Genomic DNA, 15,054 nt, shown 5'->3' on the forward strand with positions numbered 1-15,054 from the left:
GATCAGGCTCAATCTGGCTAGGGAACCATCCTGATTGGCAGGACGGCTGCCGGGTTCAATCGAACCCTTGCGCCTGATCGGGATGGTCGGCGCGCCAGCGGGCCCAGGCGGGGCGATCGACCGAGAACAGGTCGGTCAGCCGCGCATACCAGCCGCCGCCATGGACCCGGCCGACCAGATTCATCGCCGGGGTATCGACACGTAGCCGCACCGGGTCGAGCACCGCATCGTCGATGTGAAAGCGCAGCACTTCGCCCAGAATGATGCGCGTCGCGCCGATCTCGTGGACATGGGCAAGGCGGCATTCCATCGCCACCGGCGCACTTGCGATGCGCGGCGGGGCGACCAGACTCGAGGGCAGCACCGGCAGATCGGCGCCGGCGATCTCGTCAAAGCCAGGCGGTGCGTCGATGGCGGTGAAGTTCATCGCCGCCACGTCGGCCTCGCGCACCAGATTGACCACGAACTCGCCGGTTCGTTCGATGTTGGCTGCGGTATCCTTGGGCGTGCCATCGGGGCGGCGCATGATGCCGATCGCCACTACCGGCGGATCGGCACCCATCATGTTGAAAAAGCTGAACGGAGCGGCGTTGTGCCGCCCCGTCGCATCCTGACTGGTGATCCACGCAATCGGTCGGGGCACGATCACGGCGGCCATCAGCTTGTAGCGTTCGGCCGGGGCGAGTTGGGCAAAGTCGAATTCCATGACCGTCAGCCTGCCTCGTTCTGCACCGCCCGACAAGCGCCCGTATGGCTGCCTTTCAGTTCACCTGCCGCTCGAACCCCTGCCAATAGGGTTCCCGCAGGCTGCGCCGCAGGATCTTGCCCGAGGGGTTGCGTGGCAGCGCGGCGATCACATCGACCGATTTGGGCACTTTGAAACCGGCCAGCCGTTCGCGCGTCCAGTCGATGATCGATTGCGGATCGATCGCATGGCCGGGCCGGGGCACGCAGATTGCCTTGACCGCTTCGCCCCATTTGGCATCGGGCACACCGATCACCGCGACTTCGAGCACATCGGGATGGCCATAAATCGCGCTTTCGATCTGCGCCGGATAGACGTTCTCGCCGCCCGAGATGATCATGTCCTTGATGCGGTCGTGCATGTAGAGATAGCCGTCGGCATCCAGATAGCCCGCATCGCCGGTGGCGATCCAGCCGTCGGCACTCAGCGTGCGCTCGGTCGCCTCGGGCAGTTTCCAATAACCCAGCATGTTGTTGGATGATCGCGTCTGGATCTCGCCGATGGCGTCAGGACCAAGCGCCTGCCCGTCCTCGCCCACGATCCGCACTTCCACGCCGGGCAGCGGCTTGCCGGCCGAACGCATGCGCTGGTTGCCTTGGGCCGAATGGTCCTCGGGTGGCAGCATGCAGATCGTGCCGGTCGTCTCGGTCATGCCATAGGCCTGAATGAACTCGGCGCGGAACATCTCGACGCACTGGCGCAGCAGTTCGAGCGGGATCGGCGAGGCGCCATAGATGATGTACTTCACCCGGCCGAAATCGACGGTGACGCAGTCGGGATGGTTGAGCAGCATCTGCAACGCAGCCGGGACGATGAAGAACCGGGTCACGCCCTTTTGCTCGACCGCATCGAACACGGCACGCGGCTCGAATTCGGCAAGGATCACCGCCGGCAACCCTGCGCCCAGCGCCATAACGCCCAGCCCGGTACCGCCGATGTGGGCGCAAGGCATCGCCACCAGAATCGCTTCGTCATCGGTCATCACCGAATAGGGCTGCTCCTGCCCGATCGCCTGCTTGCGCAAGCCGAACAAGTTCAGATTGGACAGCACTGCACCCTTGGGATTGCCGGTCGTGCCCGAAGTGTAAAGCTGAAGCACCGCCTCGTTTGGACCTGCGCCGACAACGTCTGCGGGGACTACCGCGCCAATCCATTCCCACGCCTGCGCCGCCGTAAAGCTGCGCACCAGCGTTTGGATCGGCGCGAATGTCGGAGCGGCGGCATCGAACCCGTCGCCAAGGAACACCGCCTTGACCTCGGCATTCTCGGCGATCCACGCGGCCTCTGCCGGAGCCAGACGCCAGCCGATCGGCACCATCACCACGCCCGCCCGCGCGGCCGCAAAAAACAGCGCGAAGTACAAGGTGCTGTTCTTGCCGAACCACGCGATGCGATCGCCCTTGCCGATGCCGATCCCGGCCAGCCCGGCGATGATCGCCGCGGTTGTGGTTTCAAGTTCACCGAACGTCAGCCGCGCATCGGGTCCATCGAGCGCCATCCGGTTGGGCCGATCGTCAGCCCAGAAACGGATAAAGCCGTCAAAAGTGAACAAGTGTGCCGTACGCTCTGCGGTGGTCAGCGGTACGGTCGGTATCGGCGCCAGCGTTGTATCGGTCATCGCGTGAATCTCTCCCGAAAATCCATCTAACTTTTGCGGCGCGAGCCCATTGTCGGACCTTGCGCCTTTTTCCGTACGATGCGCCCCGCTCGACGCCTTTGTCCAGCCTGAGGCATGTTGCTGCCTCGCCTTGCCCGCACTGACAGAGGGACTTGCGGAGCTTTCGTCAAGAGGTTAACACAACTGATAACTAAACCGCAAGGCCGCGCGCCTGCTGACAGGGGATGCTGGCAAAATGGATCTCGAATGGACCGCGCAAGACCTCTCCTTTGCCGATGAAGCGCGTCGTTTTTTCGCCGAAGCGCTGACGCCTGAACTGGCCGAGGCCGGACGCTTGATGACCAGCGTCTATGCCGACCATGATCTGGGCATGGCCTGGCAGGAAAAGCTGCATGCCAAGGGCTGGGCCGCGCCGGGCTGGCAGGTGGAGCACGGCGGGCAGGACTGGAGCGATGCGCAGCACTATCTGTTCGAGCGCGAACGGATCATCGCGGGCGCGCCGCCGGTTTCTCCGATGGGCATCCACATGGTCGCCCATGTGATCCAGGCCTTCGGTACGCCGGCGCAAAAGGCGTTTTTCCTGCCCGGCATCCTGTCCGGCGAGGTGTTCTTCTGTCAGGGCTACAGCGAACCGCAATCGGGCTCGGACCTCGCCTCGCTCCAGATGCGCGCCGAATCCGATGGCGACGCATTTGTGCTCAACGGCTCGAAGATCTGGACCACCCATGCCCAGCAGGCGAACTGGATGTTCTGCCTTGTGCGCACCACGCGGGGGTTGAAGCCGCAGCAGGGCATCACCTTCCTGCTGGTCGACATGACCGCGCCGGGCATCGTCGTGCGGCCGCTGGTGATGACCTCGGGCGAGACGGTGCAGAACCAGATCTTCTTCACCGACGTGCGCGTGCCCAAGGCCAATGTCATCGGGCAGGTCGATGATGGCTGGACTGTGGCCAAGTACCTGCTCGATTTCGAGCGTGGCGGACGCGGCTATGCACCGGGGCTGAAGGTACGCGCCGAGCAGTTGCGCGAACATGCCCGTCAGGTCGAAACGCCCACCGGCACGCTGCTCGACGATCCTGTCTTTGCCGCAAGGCTTGGCCGCGCGATGATCCGCATCGACGTGCTCGAAGTGCTCGAGTTCAAGCTGGTCAGCAGCGCCAATGCCGATGGCTCGGTGGGTGCGCTGTCCTCGATGATGAAAGTGCTGGGAACCGAACTGGCGCAGGAGATGACCGAGCTGGCCTACCGCGCGGCGGGGACCACGGGCACGATCTACCAGCCCCATGCCGCGCGACCGGGCGGCGCAGTGCCCGATCACCTGCCCCCGGCCGACGGCAGCTACGTGGGTGAGGCGTGGGAAGCGGTCGCGCCCTTGCGCTATTTCAACGAGCGCGCGGGATCGATCTATGCCGGATCGAACGAGATCCAGCGCAACATTTTGGCCAAGCGGGTGCTTGGGCTCTGATTTGCACCATTCGGCTCACGCCAGCGGGGTAAGCCCGGCCAATACCAGCCGGACCAGATCGGCCTGCCCGCTGGTGGCGGTCTTGGCATAGATCCGCTTGGAATAGTTGCGCGCCGTTTCGCTGGTCAGGCCGAGTGCTTCGCCCGCCTCGATGATACCCTGCCCCGCGCTGATGGCCTGCGCCAGCGCCGCCTCGCGCGGGGACAGCCCGTGTTCCGCAGCCAGCACGGCTGCGCCCGCCGCCGCGCTTTCGCGGCGTTGCAGCCGCAGCGTGCCGATGACCGCCGGGGTCGCAGCCGGTTCGGACAAGTCCAGATCGGCCTTGCGCAGCAACAGATCGCGGCCGGTTCGTTCATCCAGCCGCAACAGGCGGATCGCTCCCGGCTCGGCCTCGGCCAATTCGGCACAGGCGGCATCAAGCGCCCGCGTCGTTTCGGGCAGCAGTTGCAGCCGTCGACCTGGGCGCGGGCCGGGCTCGGGGGTGAAGGCCAAGATCAATTCGGCGACCGGATCGGCCGCCATGACGCGTCCCAAACCATCAAATGCCAGTTGCCCGATGCCCAGCCGCGCCAGCGCACGCTGCGCCATCGTGGCCTGAAGCCGCTGATCGATCAGCGCAACCAGCGTGCGAAGCGCCGCTGCCAGATGCGGTGCGATGCCCGCCAGCGTGGCGACCGCGGCTGCGCTGAAATCCTCGCGCTCGCGCACCAGCAACAGCCATGCGTCCGCTACCCCGCCCGCACTCACCCGCAGCCAGCGGCCGTAGCGGATGCCCATCTCGTCAAGCGCGGCGCGCTGGTGCGCCAGTTGCGCGGGCCTGTCGTAATCGAGCATTTCGTCGAGCGCATAGACCCGTTCGGGCCGCAAGGCGCCGTAAGGATGCAGGCGCAGCGCGTCGAGCCGCCGGAAGTCGAGCGGCGGTTCATGCGCCGCGCGCGGCGCCGCTACGTGGATCACCGACGGCTGTTGCGCCGGTCCGGCATTGGCCAGCGTCAGAATCATGAAGGCGCGCCGGGCATAAGTCCGCGCCACCAGATTGCGCATGAACGCCCCGAACGGCGGGCTTTCGTGAATGCCTTCCACCAGCGGCAGGAAAAGCTCGCGTTGGTCGGCCGATAGAATTGCCATAAGCCTTGCTCCCATATGGGAGATTTCACGTCAAGCGTGGGTCGCAATGGTCCGCTCAGCCGACAGGAAAGAGCGCTACCGATGTCCGACGCCGTAAATCGATCCACCCTGACCCATCTGCAACGGCTTGAGGCCGAGGCAATCCACATCATGCGCGAAGTGGTGGCCGAGGCGAACAACCCGGTCATGCTCTATTCGGTGGGCAAGGACAGCGCGGTCATGCTGCATCTGGCAAGGCTGGCGTTCTATCCCAGCCCGCCGCCGTTCCCGCTGTTGCACGTCGATACCACGTGGAAGTTCCGCGAGATGTACAAGCTGCGCAACCGCATGGCGACCGAAAGCGGCATGGAACTGCTCGTCTATCAGAACCCCGAGGCGGCAGCGCGTGGGATCAACCCGTTCGACCACGGCGCGCTGCATACCGACATGTGGAAGACCGAGGGGCTCAAGCAGGCGCTCGACAAGTGGGACTTTGACGCGGCCTTCGGCGGTGCCCGCCGCGACGAGGAAAAGAGCCGCGCCAAGGAGCGCATCTTCAGCTTCCGCACCGCCAGCCACGGCTGGGATCCCAAGAACCAGCGCCCCGAGTTGTGGAACCTGTACAACGCCCGCAAGGCAAAGGGCGAGAGCATCCGCGTGTTCCCGATCAGCAATTGGACCGAGCTGGACATCTGGCAATACATCCATCTCAACGCCATTCCGATCGTGCCGCTCTATTTTGCCGACGAGCGCCCGACGGTGGAGCGCGACGGCATGTTGTTGATGGTCGACGATGACCGCTTCCCGCTGTTGCCGGGAGAGGAACCGGTAATGCGCTCGATCCGCTTTCGCACGCTGGGCTGCTATCCGCTGACCGGTGCGGTCGAAAGCACGGCCAGAACCTTGCCCGAGGTCATTCAGGAAACGTTGCTGACGACCACGAGCGAACGTCAGGGCCGCGCCATCGACAAGGATTCGGGCGGCGCCGGGATGGAAATCAAGAAGCAGCAGGGGTATTTCTGATGACTGACCTGATCGCCAAGGCAGACCCCGTCTATGTCACCGATGCACTCATCGCCGATGACATCGATGCCTATCTCGACAGCCACCAGCACAAGACGATGCTGCGTTTCATCACCTGCGGATCGGTGGACGATGGCAAGTCTACGCTGATCGGACGGTTGCTGTACGATTCGAAGATGATCTTCGAGGACCAGTTGGCCGCGCTCGAAAGCGACAGCCGCAGGGTTGGCACGCAAGGTCAGGAGATCGATTTCGCGCTGCTGGTCGATGGCCTTGCCGCAGAACGCGAACAGGGCATCACCATCGATGTCGCCTATCGCTTTTTCAACACCGAAAAGCGCAAGTTCATCGTCGCCGATTGCCCCGGTCACGAACAATATACCCGCAACATGATCACAGGGGCGTCCACCGCCGATCTTGCGGTGATTCTTGTCGATGCGCGCAAGGGTGTGTTGGTGCAGACGCGCCGCCACTCCTACCTCACCCACCTGATCGGTATCCGCAACATCGTGCTGGCGGTGAACAAGATGGATCTGGTCGGCTACGATCAGGGCGCTTACGAGGCGATCGTGCGGGACTATACCGAATTTGCGCGCAGCATCGGGATCGAGCGCTTCACTGCATTGCCGATTTCAGGGTTCAAGGGTGACAACATCACCACGCGCTCGGCCAATACGGCGTGGTACCGTGGACCCACCTTGATCGAGCATCTCGAAACCGTCGAAGTCAACACCGCGCGTGACATCGACAAGCCGTTCCGCCTGCCGGTGCAGTGGGTCAACCGCCCCAATCTCGATTTCCGGGGCTTTTCCGGGCTGATCGCTGCCGGCACGGTCAAGCCGGGAGATGCGGTGCGTGTCTTGCCATCGGGCAAGACCAGTACGGTTTCGCGCATCGTCACGATGGACGGTGATCTTGAAGGCGCTGTTGCGGGCCAGTCGGTCACGGTCTGCCTTGCAGACGAGATCGACTGTTCGCGCGGCGACGTGATCGCCTCGGCCGACGCCCCGCCGCAGGCTGCCAACCAGTTCGAATCGACGCTGGTGTGGCTCAGCGACGAGGCGCTGATTCCGGGTCGCGCCTACTGGCTGAAGCTTGCTACCCAGACCGTTTCGGCCACGGTGCAAAGCCCGAAGTACGCGGTCAACGTCAACACACTCGAACATGTGGCGGTCAAGACGCTCGATCTCAACGCCATCGGCGTGGTCGAGCTCACCACCGACAAGCGGTTGGTATTCGAACCCTATGTCGATGATCGCACGCTCGGCGGGTACATCCTGATCGACAAGATTACCAATGCGACGGTTGCTGCCGGCATGCTGCACTTCAGCTTGCGCCGCGCCCAGAACGTGCACTGGCAGGCGCTCGATGTCAGCCGCGATGCACACGCGGCGCTCAAGGGCCAGAAGGCGTCGGTGCTCTGGTTCACGGGCCTCTCGGGATCGGGCAAATCAACGATCGCCAATCTGGTCGAGAAGAAGTTGCACGCGATGGGCAAGCACACCTTCCTGCTCGATGGCGACAATGTCCGCCACGGCCTCAACAAGGATCTGGGCTTTACCGAGGCAGACCGCATCGAAAACATCCGCCGGGTCGGCGAAGTTGCAAGGTTGATGACCGATGCGGGCCTGATCGTCCTGACCGCGTTCATCAGCCCCTTCCGCGCCGAGCGCGAAATGGTTCGGAAGCTGCTGCCGGAGGGCGAGTTTGTCGAAGTGTTCATCGACACCCCGCTCGAGGAGGCCGAGCGCCGCGACGTGAAGGGCCTGTACAAGAAGGCGCGCGCGGGCCAATTGCGCAATTTCACCGGGATCGACAGCCCCTACGAAGCGCCGCTTTCGCCCGAGATCAGGGTCGACACCACACGTGAAAGCCCCGAGGATGCCGCAGAACGCATCGTCGACCGCATCCTCGGCCATTGGATGCCGACCATTTGAGAATGGACTGTACGATGACTGCCAGAACCGACGCCGAGCTAGCTGCCCATCTGGCACAAGTTGCCGGACAGCTGCTTCGCACCGTGCGCCAAAGCGATGTGCTCAGCCTCAAGGCATTGGGCAAGGCCGGTGATGCCACCGCCAATGCGTTTCTTTGCCATGCGCTGCGCGAACAGCGCCCGGACGACGCGCTGCTCTCTGAAGAGGAGAAGGACAATCTGGCGCGCCTTAGCTTCAGCCGGACGTGGATCGTCGACCCGGTCGATGGCACGCGCGAATATGGCGAAGCGCGATCCGATTGGGCCGTCCACGTCGGCCTTGCGATAGACGGCGCGCCGGCGATCGGGGCAGTCGCTCTGCCCGATGCCAACGACGGTGACGGTCTGGTACTGCGCAGCGACGCGCCGATCGCGGTGCCGCCCGCGCCCGCACAACTGCGGATGGTGGTCAGTCGCACCCGCCCGGCACCCGAAGCGGTGGCGGTCGCGCAAGCGCTTGACGCCGAACTGGTGCCAATGGGCAGTGCTGGCGCCAAGACAATGGCGGTCATCCTGGGGCAAGCCGACATCTACCTGCACACCGGCGGCCAGTATGAATGGGACAGCTGCGCTCCAGCGGCGGTTGCCTTGGCGCATGGCCTTCACGCCAGCCGGGTCGATGGCTCACCACTGGTTTACAATCAGGCCGACACTTACCTTCCGGACCTGCTCGTGTGCCGCCAGGAACACGCCGCGCTCGTTCTAGAAACCATGGCGGCACTGGCAGACTGACTGCAGCCGCCGCGAAGCTCGCCTGAGTACCGGCTTGTGGCGTTTGATTGTCTCGCTGCGCCCTCGCACGGGGGCCTGACGGAAGCCGCAATGTGTCCGCCAAGGGTGGCTGCGCAAACCGAAAGCCCCAAAAAAGAAAGGGCCAGCGTTACCGCCAGCCCTGAAAAGTTTGGGAGAGGATGCCTGAAAGGCCATTGTCGAGTGCACCTCCCGGCCGACGTTTGCAATTGCGAACAAAACCTTGGCGGTTGCGTTTAATGCAAGCCAGCTACGCTCCAGCTTTCAACCCCCAGCGGAGGCCAATGCTGATTGAATCCAGCACACCGCGTGCGCGCGTTACAAGTGCTCGATCAAGGCGGTTAGACGCATGACGATGGCTGCTCACCCATCAAAAGCATGAACCAACCAGACGCAAAAAGGGGCGCAACTTTCGCTGCGCCCCTTTTTAGCCTGATTGACAAATCAGACTCGATGAACTCCATCAGCGCGCAAGCACGCTGAGAAATCGTCTTACTGCGCCGCGGACTTGCCGAACACAGCGTAGTTTTCATTCCCGACGAACCCGAACTTCGACACCTTGGAATCGGTGATGATCTTCAGGGTGCGGTTGGCCATCTCGTAGTTGGCAAAGGCTTCGGGCTGGAACTGGAGTTCCGGCTCGACTGCCATCGCCTTGGTCGCCTGAAGCAGCGAGACCAGATTGCCTTCGGTGATCGGCGAGCCGTTCCAGAGCAACTGGTTCTGCTGGGTCAGCACCAGCTTGTTCTTCTCGGGCTTGATCTTGACGTCATTCGTCGGAGGTGTCGCCTGAGGAAGATTCACGTTCACCGAGTGGGTGGCCACGGGAATGGTGATGATGAACATGATGAGGAGCACGAGCATGACGTCGATCAACGGCGTCGTGTTCATCTCCATCATCGGCGAGCCATCGTCCTTGCCGCCGCTCATTGCCATGGGGTGATACTCCTGTTCTCTCGTATGCCCGGCCCGATTGGACCGTTTCGGTTGAATTCAGCCGTCAGGCCGGATCAACCGTTGGGATCGACCGGGGTGGAGATGAAGCCGACCTTGGGATAACCCGCGATCTGCACGCTGTAGATCGCGCCGGCAATGCACTTCCAAGGAACGTGAACGTCACCGCGGATATGCACTTCGGGGATCTTTTCGGGATCCATGTTCGCCGCGCCGCCTTCGTTCTTCACGATGGCGTCAAGCCGCTCATAGGCCTGCTTGGTCAGCTCGGTGTTGTCCACCGGGGTCACGTTGTTGAAGTAAACGCGACATTCGCCACTGGGCGATGACCCTTCATAGCCAGGCTGCTTGGGGCTGCGACCGGCTGCGTCGGTAGCGACGACAGCAAGCAGCAGGTTCTCGACCTTGTCCTGGGTTTCTTCCGATGCCAGGACAGGCACCTTGAGCTTTTCGACGGTCTGGATCGCAACCGGGACCGCGATGAGGAAGATGATCAGCAGCACGAGCATCACGTCCACGAGCGGCGTGGTGTTGATGTCCGACATCGGGCGCTCTTCGCCGCCGCCGCCTACAGACATTGCCATTGGTTACATCCTATTCCGATCTGCGCCGCGGGGAGGAGCCGGGGGAAGACTTGAGACCTTCGCCCCGGCGAAGACCCGGGTGTTTCCGGACAGGATCGGCGGCCACGGCGGCGCCGATCCTGGCGTTGCCTGATTACTTCTTCGGAGCGGCCGGAGCAGCCGGCTTTGCGGCCGGAGCAGCAGCAACTGCGGGCTTCACAGCGCCGTGCGAGGCGATGTTTGCCAGCACGTCGGTGCTGAAGCCGGTGAGCAGTTCGGCGATGCGCTTGTTGCGAGCCTGCAGGAAGTTGTAGGCAAGCACGGCGGGCACAGCGACGAGCAGACCGAGCGCGGTCATGATCAGAGCTTCACCGACCGGACCTGCGACCTTGTCGATCGAGGCCGAACCGGCCAGACCGATGGCGATCAGCGCGCGATAGATGCCGACCACGGTACCGAACAGACCGATGAACGGCGAGGTAGCACCGACGGTTGCGAGGAAGGGCAGACCACCGGCGAGACGCGCGTTGATCGAAGCTTCCGAGCGAGCCAGCGAACCGTGCAGCCAGTCATGGGCTTCCGACGAATCGACCAGCTTGGCGGCCTTTTCCTCAGCGGTGAGGCCGTCATCGACGATCTGGCGCCATGCCGAGTTCTTCTCGAGCTTGGTCACGCCTTCCTTGAGCGAAGGCGCACGCCAGAAAGCGGCGATCGACTTGTACTGACCGGTGATCTTGGCCTGTTCCACGAACTTGGTGAACAGGATGAAGAACGAACCAAACGACATGATGCCGAGGATCGTGACGGTGGCGTAAGAAATGAAACCACCGGCCTGAAGGGCTTCGACGAAGCCAAACTTGTTCTGCGGCGCCGCAGCGGCCGCGGCCTCGGCGAGAGTCTGGATAAGCATTCGGATCTTCCTCTCAAGAATTCAGCAAAGAGCAAAGAAGGGGGGAAACTATGAGCACGGGACAGGCCCGAAGGATCATTCCTTCGGGATCTGCCAACGCACCGAACTGGCGTAGACACCTGCGGTGGGATTACCGTCACCATCCGTCGCCGCGTTGAAGCGGCCACGACGGCGAAGATTGTCACACGTCGCCTGATCGAGATCGGGGCTACCGCTCGACTTGGTGATTTCGCAGTTCGTCACCTTGCCGTCTGTACCGATCGACAAACGGAACCCGGTCACGCCTTCACGCTCTTCGCGCAGGGCACGCGACGGATAGTCGTTCGACGTCACCCACTCGCCAGGACGACCCTTGGCGACTGCAGCCTTCGGCGTGAAACGCGGAGGCGGCGGCGCTGGCGTCGGCGGCAAAGCGACCGGCGGCGGCGGAAGTGGCGTCGGCGGCGGCGGAGCCGCTACCGTCTGGATCTGCGGTGCCGGTGCATTGAAGCTAATCGGCGGCGGCGGCGCCACGATAGGTGGCGGCGGCGGCATATCCGTCTTGGGGGGCGGCGGCGGCGGTGGCGGCGGCTTGTCCTCGTCAATCTTGACGGCCGTAGTCACCTCTTTGATCTTCTTGAAGGCCGAGTACGCGAGGCCAGTGACCAGCGCATAGCCGACAACGACATGAAGAACCGCAACGATGATGAGCGCGGTGATCTTGTTACCGCTCATCTGTTGGTCAGCGTATGCCATTCAGCTCTAACACTCCTGATCTTCCACCCTGGCGCGCGCACCCATGCACACACCATGACAGAGCCACGTACGAAATCACCGTTCCGCACGATAGGCCAATCCAGCGATATCAATCCACCCTGCCGGCAACCCGGTCCGCCGACATCGGGCGCAAGGGTCCCGGCGGCGGCAACGACGGGCGTTTGTTTTTTGAACTGCCCGACGAGGGAGAGCATTAACGCCGAAGCCAAAGCCGCGCAAATGCTTTATCCGCTCCTTTACGATTCCCTGTTCCGATACGGAAATCGGCGCATTGGCGCGGGTTTTGCGCCCGCGCAGGTGTCAACAGGCCCCGCCAGACTACAAGGATTTCTAATGCATCGCATAGCGTTTTGGCCAGTTGCGTTGTCCATGGTGCTTTCATCCGCGTCGAATGCGGTGTGCGCGACCGATGCCGCACCTTCCGCTAACCCTGTGATTCGCGCAGGATTAACGCCGGGTTCAGGACAAGCCGCAGTGCCATCGGCCAATGGCGCACCAACGCTGAAGCCAGCGCTCACGTATGCCGATCTTGTCGATCTGGCGCTTCCGGCCGAATTGGTCACCCGCGCCGAGATCCGCCGCGCAACCCGGCTCAAGCCCGAGCAGGCACCCGATGTTCCGGCAGGCAAAGCGCGGCTCTATGTCGAGGCGGTGACGACCGCGCTGCTGGTCGGGCCGGATCTTGGCGAATCGATCCGTTTCCTTGCCGACGTGCCGCTCGATGCAAAGGGGCGCGTCCCCAAGCTGACCCGGACGCAAGTTCTGGTGCTGGCGCGCACCGTGGCGGGGCGCCCTGGCGAACTGCAGCTGGTGGCGGGCGATGCGATGCTGCCTTGGTCAGCCGATACCGAGACGCGACTGCGCAGCGTGTTGACCGCGCTGCTCGCCCCGGATGCCCCCGCGCGCGTCCTGTCCTTGCGCGAGGCGCTGCACGTGCCCGGGAATCTGGCGGGCGAGGGCGAGACGCAACTGTTCTTTGCCACCGAGGGCGAGCGGCCGATCGCGTTGTCGATTCTGCGCCGCCCCGGTGAGCCGACGCGCTGGGGCGTGAGCTTCAGCGAGATCGTCGATCAGGCGGCCACGCCCCCGGCGCATGACACGCTGGCATGGTATCGGCTGGCCTGTTCGCTACCGCAGTCCCTGAGCGAGCGGGCCAACATCTCTGCCACCGCCAACGATCGACGCATTGCCACCGAGGACTATGCGCTGGTGCTGGCCGATCTGGGTCCGTGCACCCGCAACCGGCCAGGCGCTCACTGAGGCAAGCACGCAAGCCCGCGCACAGGCCAGCGCGCATGGTTGCGGGCGCGCAACGGCTCCCCTAAGGACTTGCGCGCTATACATAAGGCTCGCGCGCGGGCGCGACAGGACAGGAATGACATGAGCGAACCATTGCGCATCGCGCTCGCTGGACTTGGCACGGTGGGCGGCGGGGTGATCCGGCTGATCGAGGCCAACGCCGACCTGATCACGCGCCGCGCCGGGCGCCCGATCGTGATCACCGCGGTCAGCGCCCGCAACCGCAGCAAGAATCGCGGCTATGACCTGGGCGCCTATCACTGGGAGGATGATATGGTCATCCTGGGCGAGCGCGAGGACGTCGATGTCGTGGTCGAACTGGTCGGCGGCGCCGATGGCCCCGCGCTGGCGCTGGCGCGCACCACGTTCGAGGCGGGCAAGGCGCTGGTCACCGCCAACAAGGCGATGATCGCGCACCATGGCATCGAACTGGCGACGCGGGCCGAGGCGGCCAAGTGCGCGTTCAAGTTCGAAGCGGCGGTGGCCGGCGGCATTCCGGTGATCAAGGGCCTGCGCGAAGGCGCGGCTGCCAACGAGATCGCGCGCGTCTATGGCATCCTCAACGGCACCTGCAACTATATCCTGTCGACGATGGAGGACACCGGTCGCGACTTTGCCGACGTGCTGGCAGAGGCTCAGGCCAAGGGCTATGCCGAATCCGACCCGACCTTCGACATCGACGGCATCGATGCCGCGCACAAGCTGTCGATCCTGTCGTCGATCGCGTTCGGTACGGCGGTGGACTTTGCGGGCGTGACCGCCACTGGCATCCGCCGCGTGTTGGCCGCCGACATCGCGCAGGCCGATGCGCTGGGCTATTACATCCGCCTGATCGGGATGGCCGATACCGAGATCGACGCCGAGGGCAACCGTCGCCTGTTCCAGCGGGTTCATCCGCATCTGGTGCACCGCGATCACCCGCTTGCCCATGTCGATGGCGCAACCAATGCGGTGGTGGCCGAAGGCAACTTCGTCGGCCGCCTGCTGTTCCAGGGTGCGGGTGCGGGCGATGGCCCGACCGCGAGCGCGGTGGTCGCCGACCTGATCGACATCGCGCGCGGCGATGTCGGCGCCCCGTTCTCCATCCCCGTGGCAGAACTTGACCGCGCTGCGCCCGCCAGCGCCGGACAGCGGATCAGCAAGGCCTATCTGCGCTTTGCCGTCACCGACCGCCCCGGCGTGCTGGCCGAGATCACCGCCGCGATGCGCGATGCCGGGGTCTCGATCGCCAGCATGATCCAGAAGGGCCGCAACGCGCCCGGTGGCACCGAGCCGGTCTTGGTGTCGATCGTCACGCACGAAGGGCCCGAAAGCGCGATCACCGAAACGCTGCGCCTGTTGGAAGGATCGCCCGCACTGTTCGAACCGCCGCTGGTGATGTACTTGCTCGACGAATAGGAATTGCCAGTCGCGCCAGACTTCGTCTCGCGCCGGGCTTCGTCTCGGGCCGGGCTTCGTCAGGGCGCGCGCATCTCGCCTTTGGCGATCAGATCGGCGTCCGATCCTTCGGGTGCGGGCGGCAGCGCGGCGAAGTCGATCTGCGGCATCACCGGAGGTGGGCACGGCGGCAGGAAACAGCCGGTGATGCTCACCCCGCCGCCATGGCGGATGCCGAACACTTCGGGCGCGCGCGGCAAGCCATCTGCCGTAGCACGGGCCCCATCCAGTTCGCCCGGCAACGGCAAGCGCTGGCGCGCGTTCTCGGGGTTGGTGCCACACACCACGATCGCGCCGTCCGGGCCGGGCTCGTCGCAGCGCGGCTTGTACAAAGGGGTAAGCAGGCGGCGGGCAATTTCGGCCTTGTTGGACGCGGCGTTCTCGGGCTCAGCCTTTTCGGAAACAGTCGGCGGCTGCCCTGCTGCGACCGGCATCGCTGCCGACCCTTGCGC

Annotated in this window: 14 protein-coding genes; 6 read left to right on the forward strand and 8 right to left on the reverse strand. The window is 64.0% G+C overall.

The genetic code is table 11. The features are described from left to right. Positions 1-55 precede the first annotated feature (55 nt). Both LDN95_RS03040 and LDN95_RS03045 read right to left on the reverse strand, forming a co-directional pair. Positions 56-706: a flavin reductase family protein gene (locus tag LDN95_RS03040; protein WP_226016146.1), complete on the reverse strand. Its 651-nt coding sequence runs from the start codon at positions 704-706 to the stop codon at positions 56-58. 55 nt (positions 707-761) lie between these two features. Then, on the reverse strand, positions 762-2,363 hold the full coding sequence (locus tag LDN95_RS03045) for a long-chain-fatty-acid--CoA ligase (protein ID WP_226016147.1): 1,602 nt from the start codon (positions 2,361-2,363) through the stop codon (positions 762-764). A gap of 235 nt (positions 2,364-2,598) precedes the next feature. Here LDN95_RS03045 and LDN95_RS03050 point away from each other — a divergent pair, with 235 nt between their 5' ends. Beyond that, a complete protein-coding gene (locus LDN95_RS03050) occupies positions 2,599-3,828 on the forward strand; it encodes an acyl-CoA dehydrogenase family protein (RefSeq protein ID WP_226016148.1) in 1,230 nt (409 codons plus the stop codon). A gap of 15 nt (positions 3,829-3,843) precedes the next feature. Here the strand turns inward: LDN95_RS03050 and LDN95_RS03055 are convergent, their stop codons facing one another. Further along, positions 3,844-4,956, reverse strand: a complete 1,113-nt coding sequence (locus tag LDN95_RS03055; RefSeq protein WP_226016149.1) for a LuxR family transcriptional regulator — start codon at positions 4,954-4,956, stop codon at positions 3,844-3,846. A gap of 81 nt (positions 4,957-5,037) precedes the next feature. Here LDN95_RS03055 and cysD point away from each other — a divergent pair, with 81 nt between their 5' ends. The 3 genes from cysD to LDN95_RS03070 are packed head-to-tail and all read left to right on the forward strand — an operon-like array spanning position 5,038 to position 8,665. Continuing rightward, entirely contained in the window at positions 5,038-5,958 is a 921-nt protein-coding gene (gene cysD / locus LDN95_RS03060) for a sulfate adenylyltransferase subunit CysD (RefSeq protein WP_226016150.1), read from the forward strand. Next, entirely contained in the window at positions 5,958-7,895 is a 1,938-nt protein-coding gene (gene cysN / locus LDN95_RS03065) for a sulfate adenylyltransferase subunit CysN (RefSeq protein WP_226016151.1), read from the forward strand. The genes cysD and cysN overlap by 1 nt, the downstream gene beginning before the upstream one ends. Before the next feature lie 14 nt (positions 7,896-7,909). Next, entirely contained in the window at positions 7,910-8,665 is a 756-nt protein-coding gene (locus tag LDN95_RS03070; protein WP_305082573.1) for a 3'(2'),5'-bisphosphate nucleotidase CysQ, read from the forward strand. Positions 8,666-9,175: 510 nt separating this feature from the next. Here the strand turns inward: LDN95_RS03070 and LDN95_RS03075 are convergent. The 4 genes from LDN95_RS03075 to LDN95_RS03090 form a co-directional block, all read right to left on the reverse strand. Beyond that, positions 9,176-9,619: a biopolymer transporter ExbD gene (locus tag LDN95_RS03075; RefSeq protein WP_226016153.1), complete on the reverse strand. Its 444-nt coding sequence runs from the start codon at positions 9,617-9,619 to the stop codon at positions 9,176-9,178. Between the two features lie 74 nt (positions 9,620-9,693). Continuing rightward, positions 9,694-10,221, reverse strand: a complete 528-nt coding sequence (locus LDN95_RS03080; protein WP_226016154.1) for a biopolymer transporter ExbD — start codon at positions 10,219-10,221, stop codon at positions 9,694-9,696. Positions 10,222-10,354: 133 nt separating this feature from the next. Then, positions 10,355-11,110, reverse strand: coding sequence for a MotA/TolQ/ExbB proton channel family protein (locus tag LDN95_RS03085; protein ID WP_226016155.1), 756 nt, complete (start codon positions 11,108-11,110; stop codon positions 10,355-10,357). A gap of 75 nt (positions 11,111-11,185) precedes the next feature. Further along, a complete protein-coding gene (locus tag LDN95_RS03090; RefSeq protein WP_226016156.1) occupies positions 11,186-11,845 on the reverse strand; it encodes an energy transducer TonB in 660 nt (219 codons plus the stop codon). Between the two features lie 495 nt (positions 11,846-12,340). On the opposite strand from LDN95_RS03090, the gene LDN95_RS03095 reads away from it, so the two are divergent. Continuing rightward, positions 12,341-13,126 carry a hypothetical protein gene (locus LDN95_RS03095; RefSeq protein ID WP_226016157.1) on the forward strand — a complete coding sequence of 262 codons (786 nt, stop codon included), beginning with the start codon at positions 12,341-12,343 and terminating at the stop codon, positions 13,124-13,126. 120 nt (positions 13,127-13,246) lie between these two features. Further along, positions 13,247-14,563: a homoserine dehydrogenase gene (locus LDN95_RS03100; protein ID WP_226016158.1), complete on the forward strand. Its 1,317-nt coding sequence runs from the start codon at positions 13,247-13,249 to the stop codon at positions 14,561-14,563. A gap of 59 nt (positions 14,564-14,622) precedes the next feature. Here LDN95_RS03100 and LDN95_RS03105 read toward each other — a convergent pair whose 3' ends face one another. Next, positions 14,623-15,036 (reverse strand): hypothetical protein, encoded by a 414-nt coding sequence (locus LDN95_RS03105; protein WP_226016159.1) that lies wholly within the window; start codon positions 15,034-15,036, stop codon positions 14,623-14,625. Between the last annotated feature and the right edge of the window lie 18 nt (positions 15,037-15,054).

It is taken from the genome of Novosphingobium sp. FKTRR1, from assembly GCF_020404405.1.
GTDB lineage: Bacteria > Pseudomonadota > Alphaproteobacteria > Sphingomonadales > Sphingomonadaceae > Novosphingobium.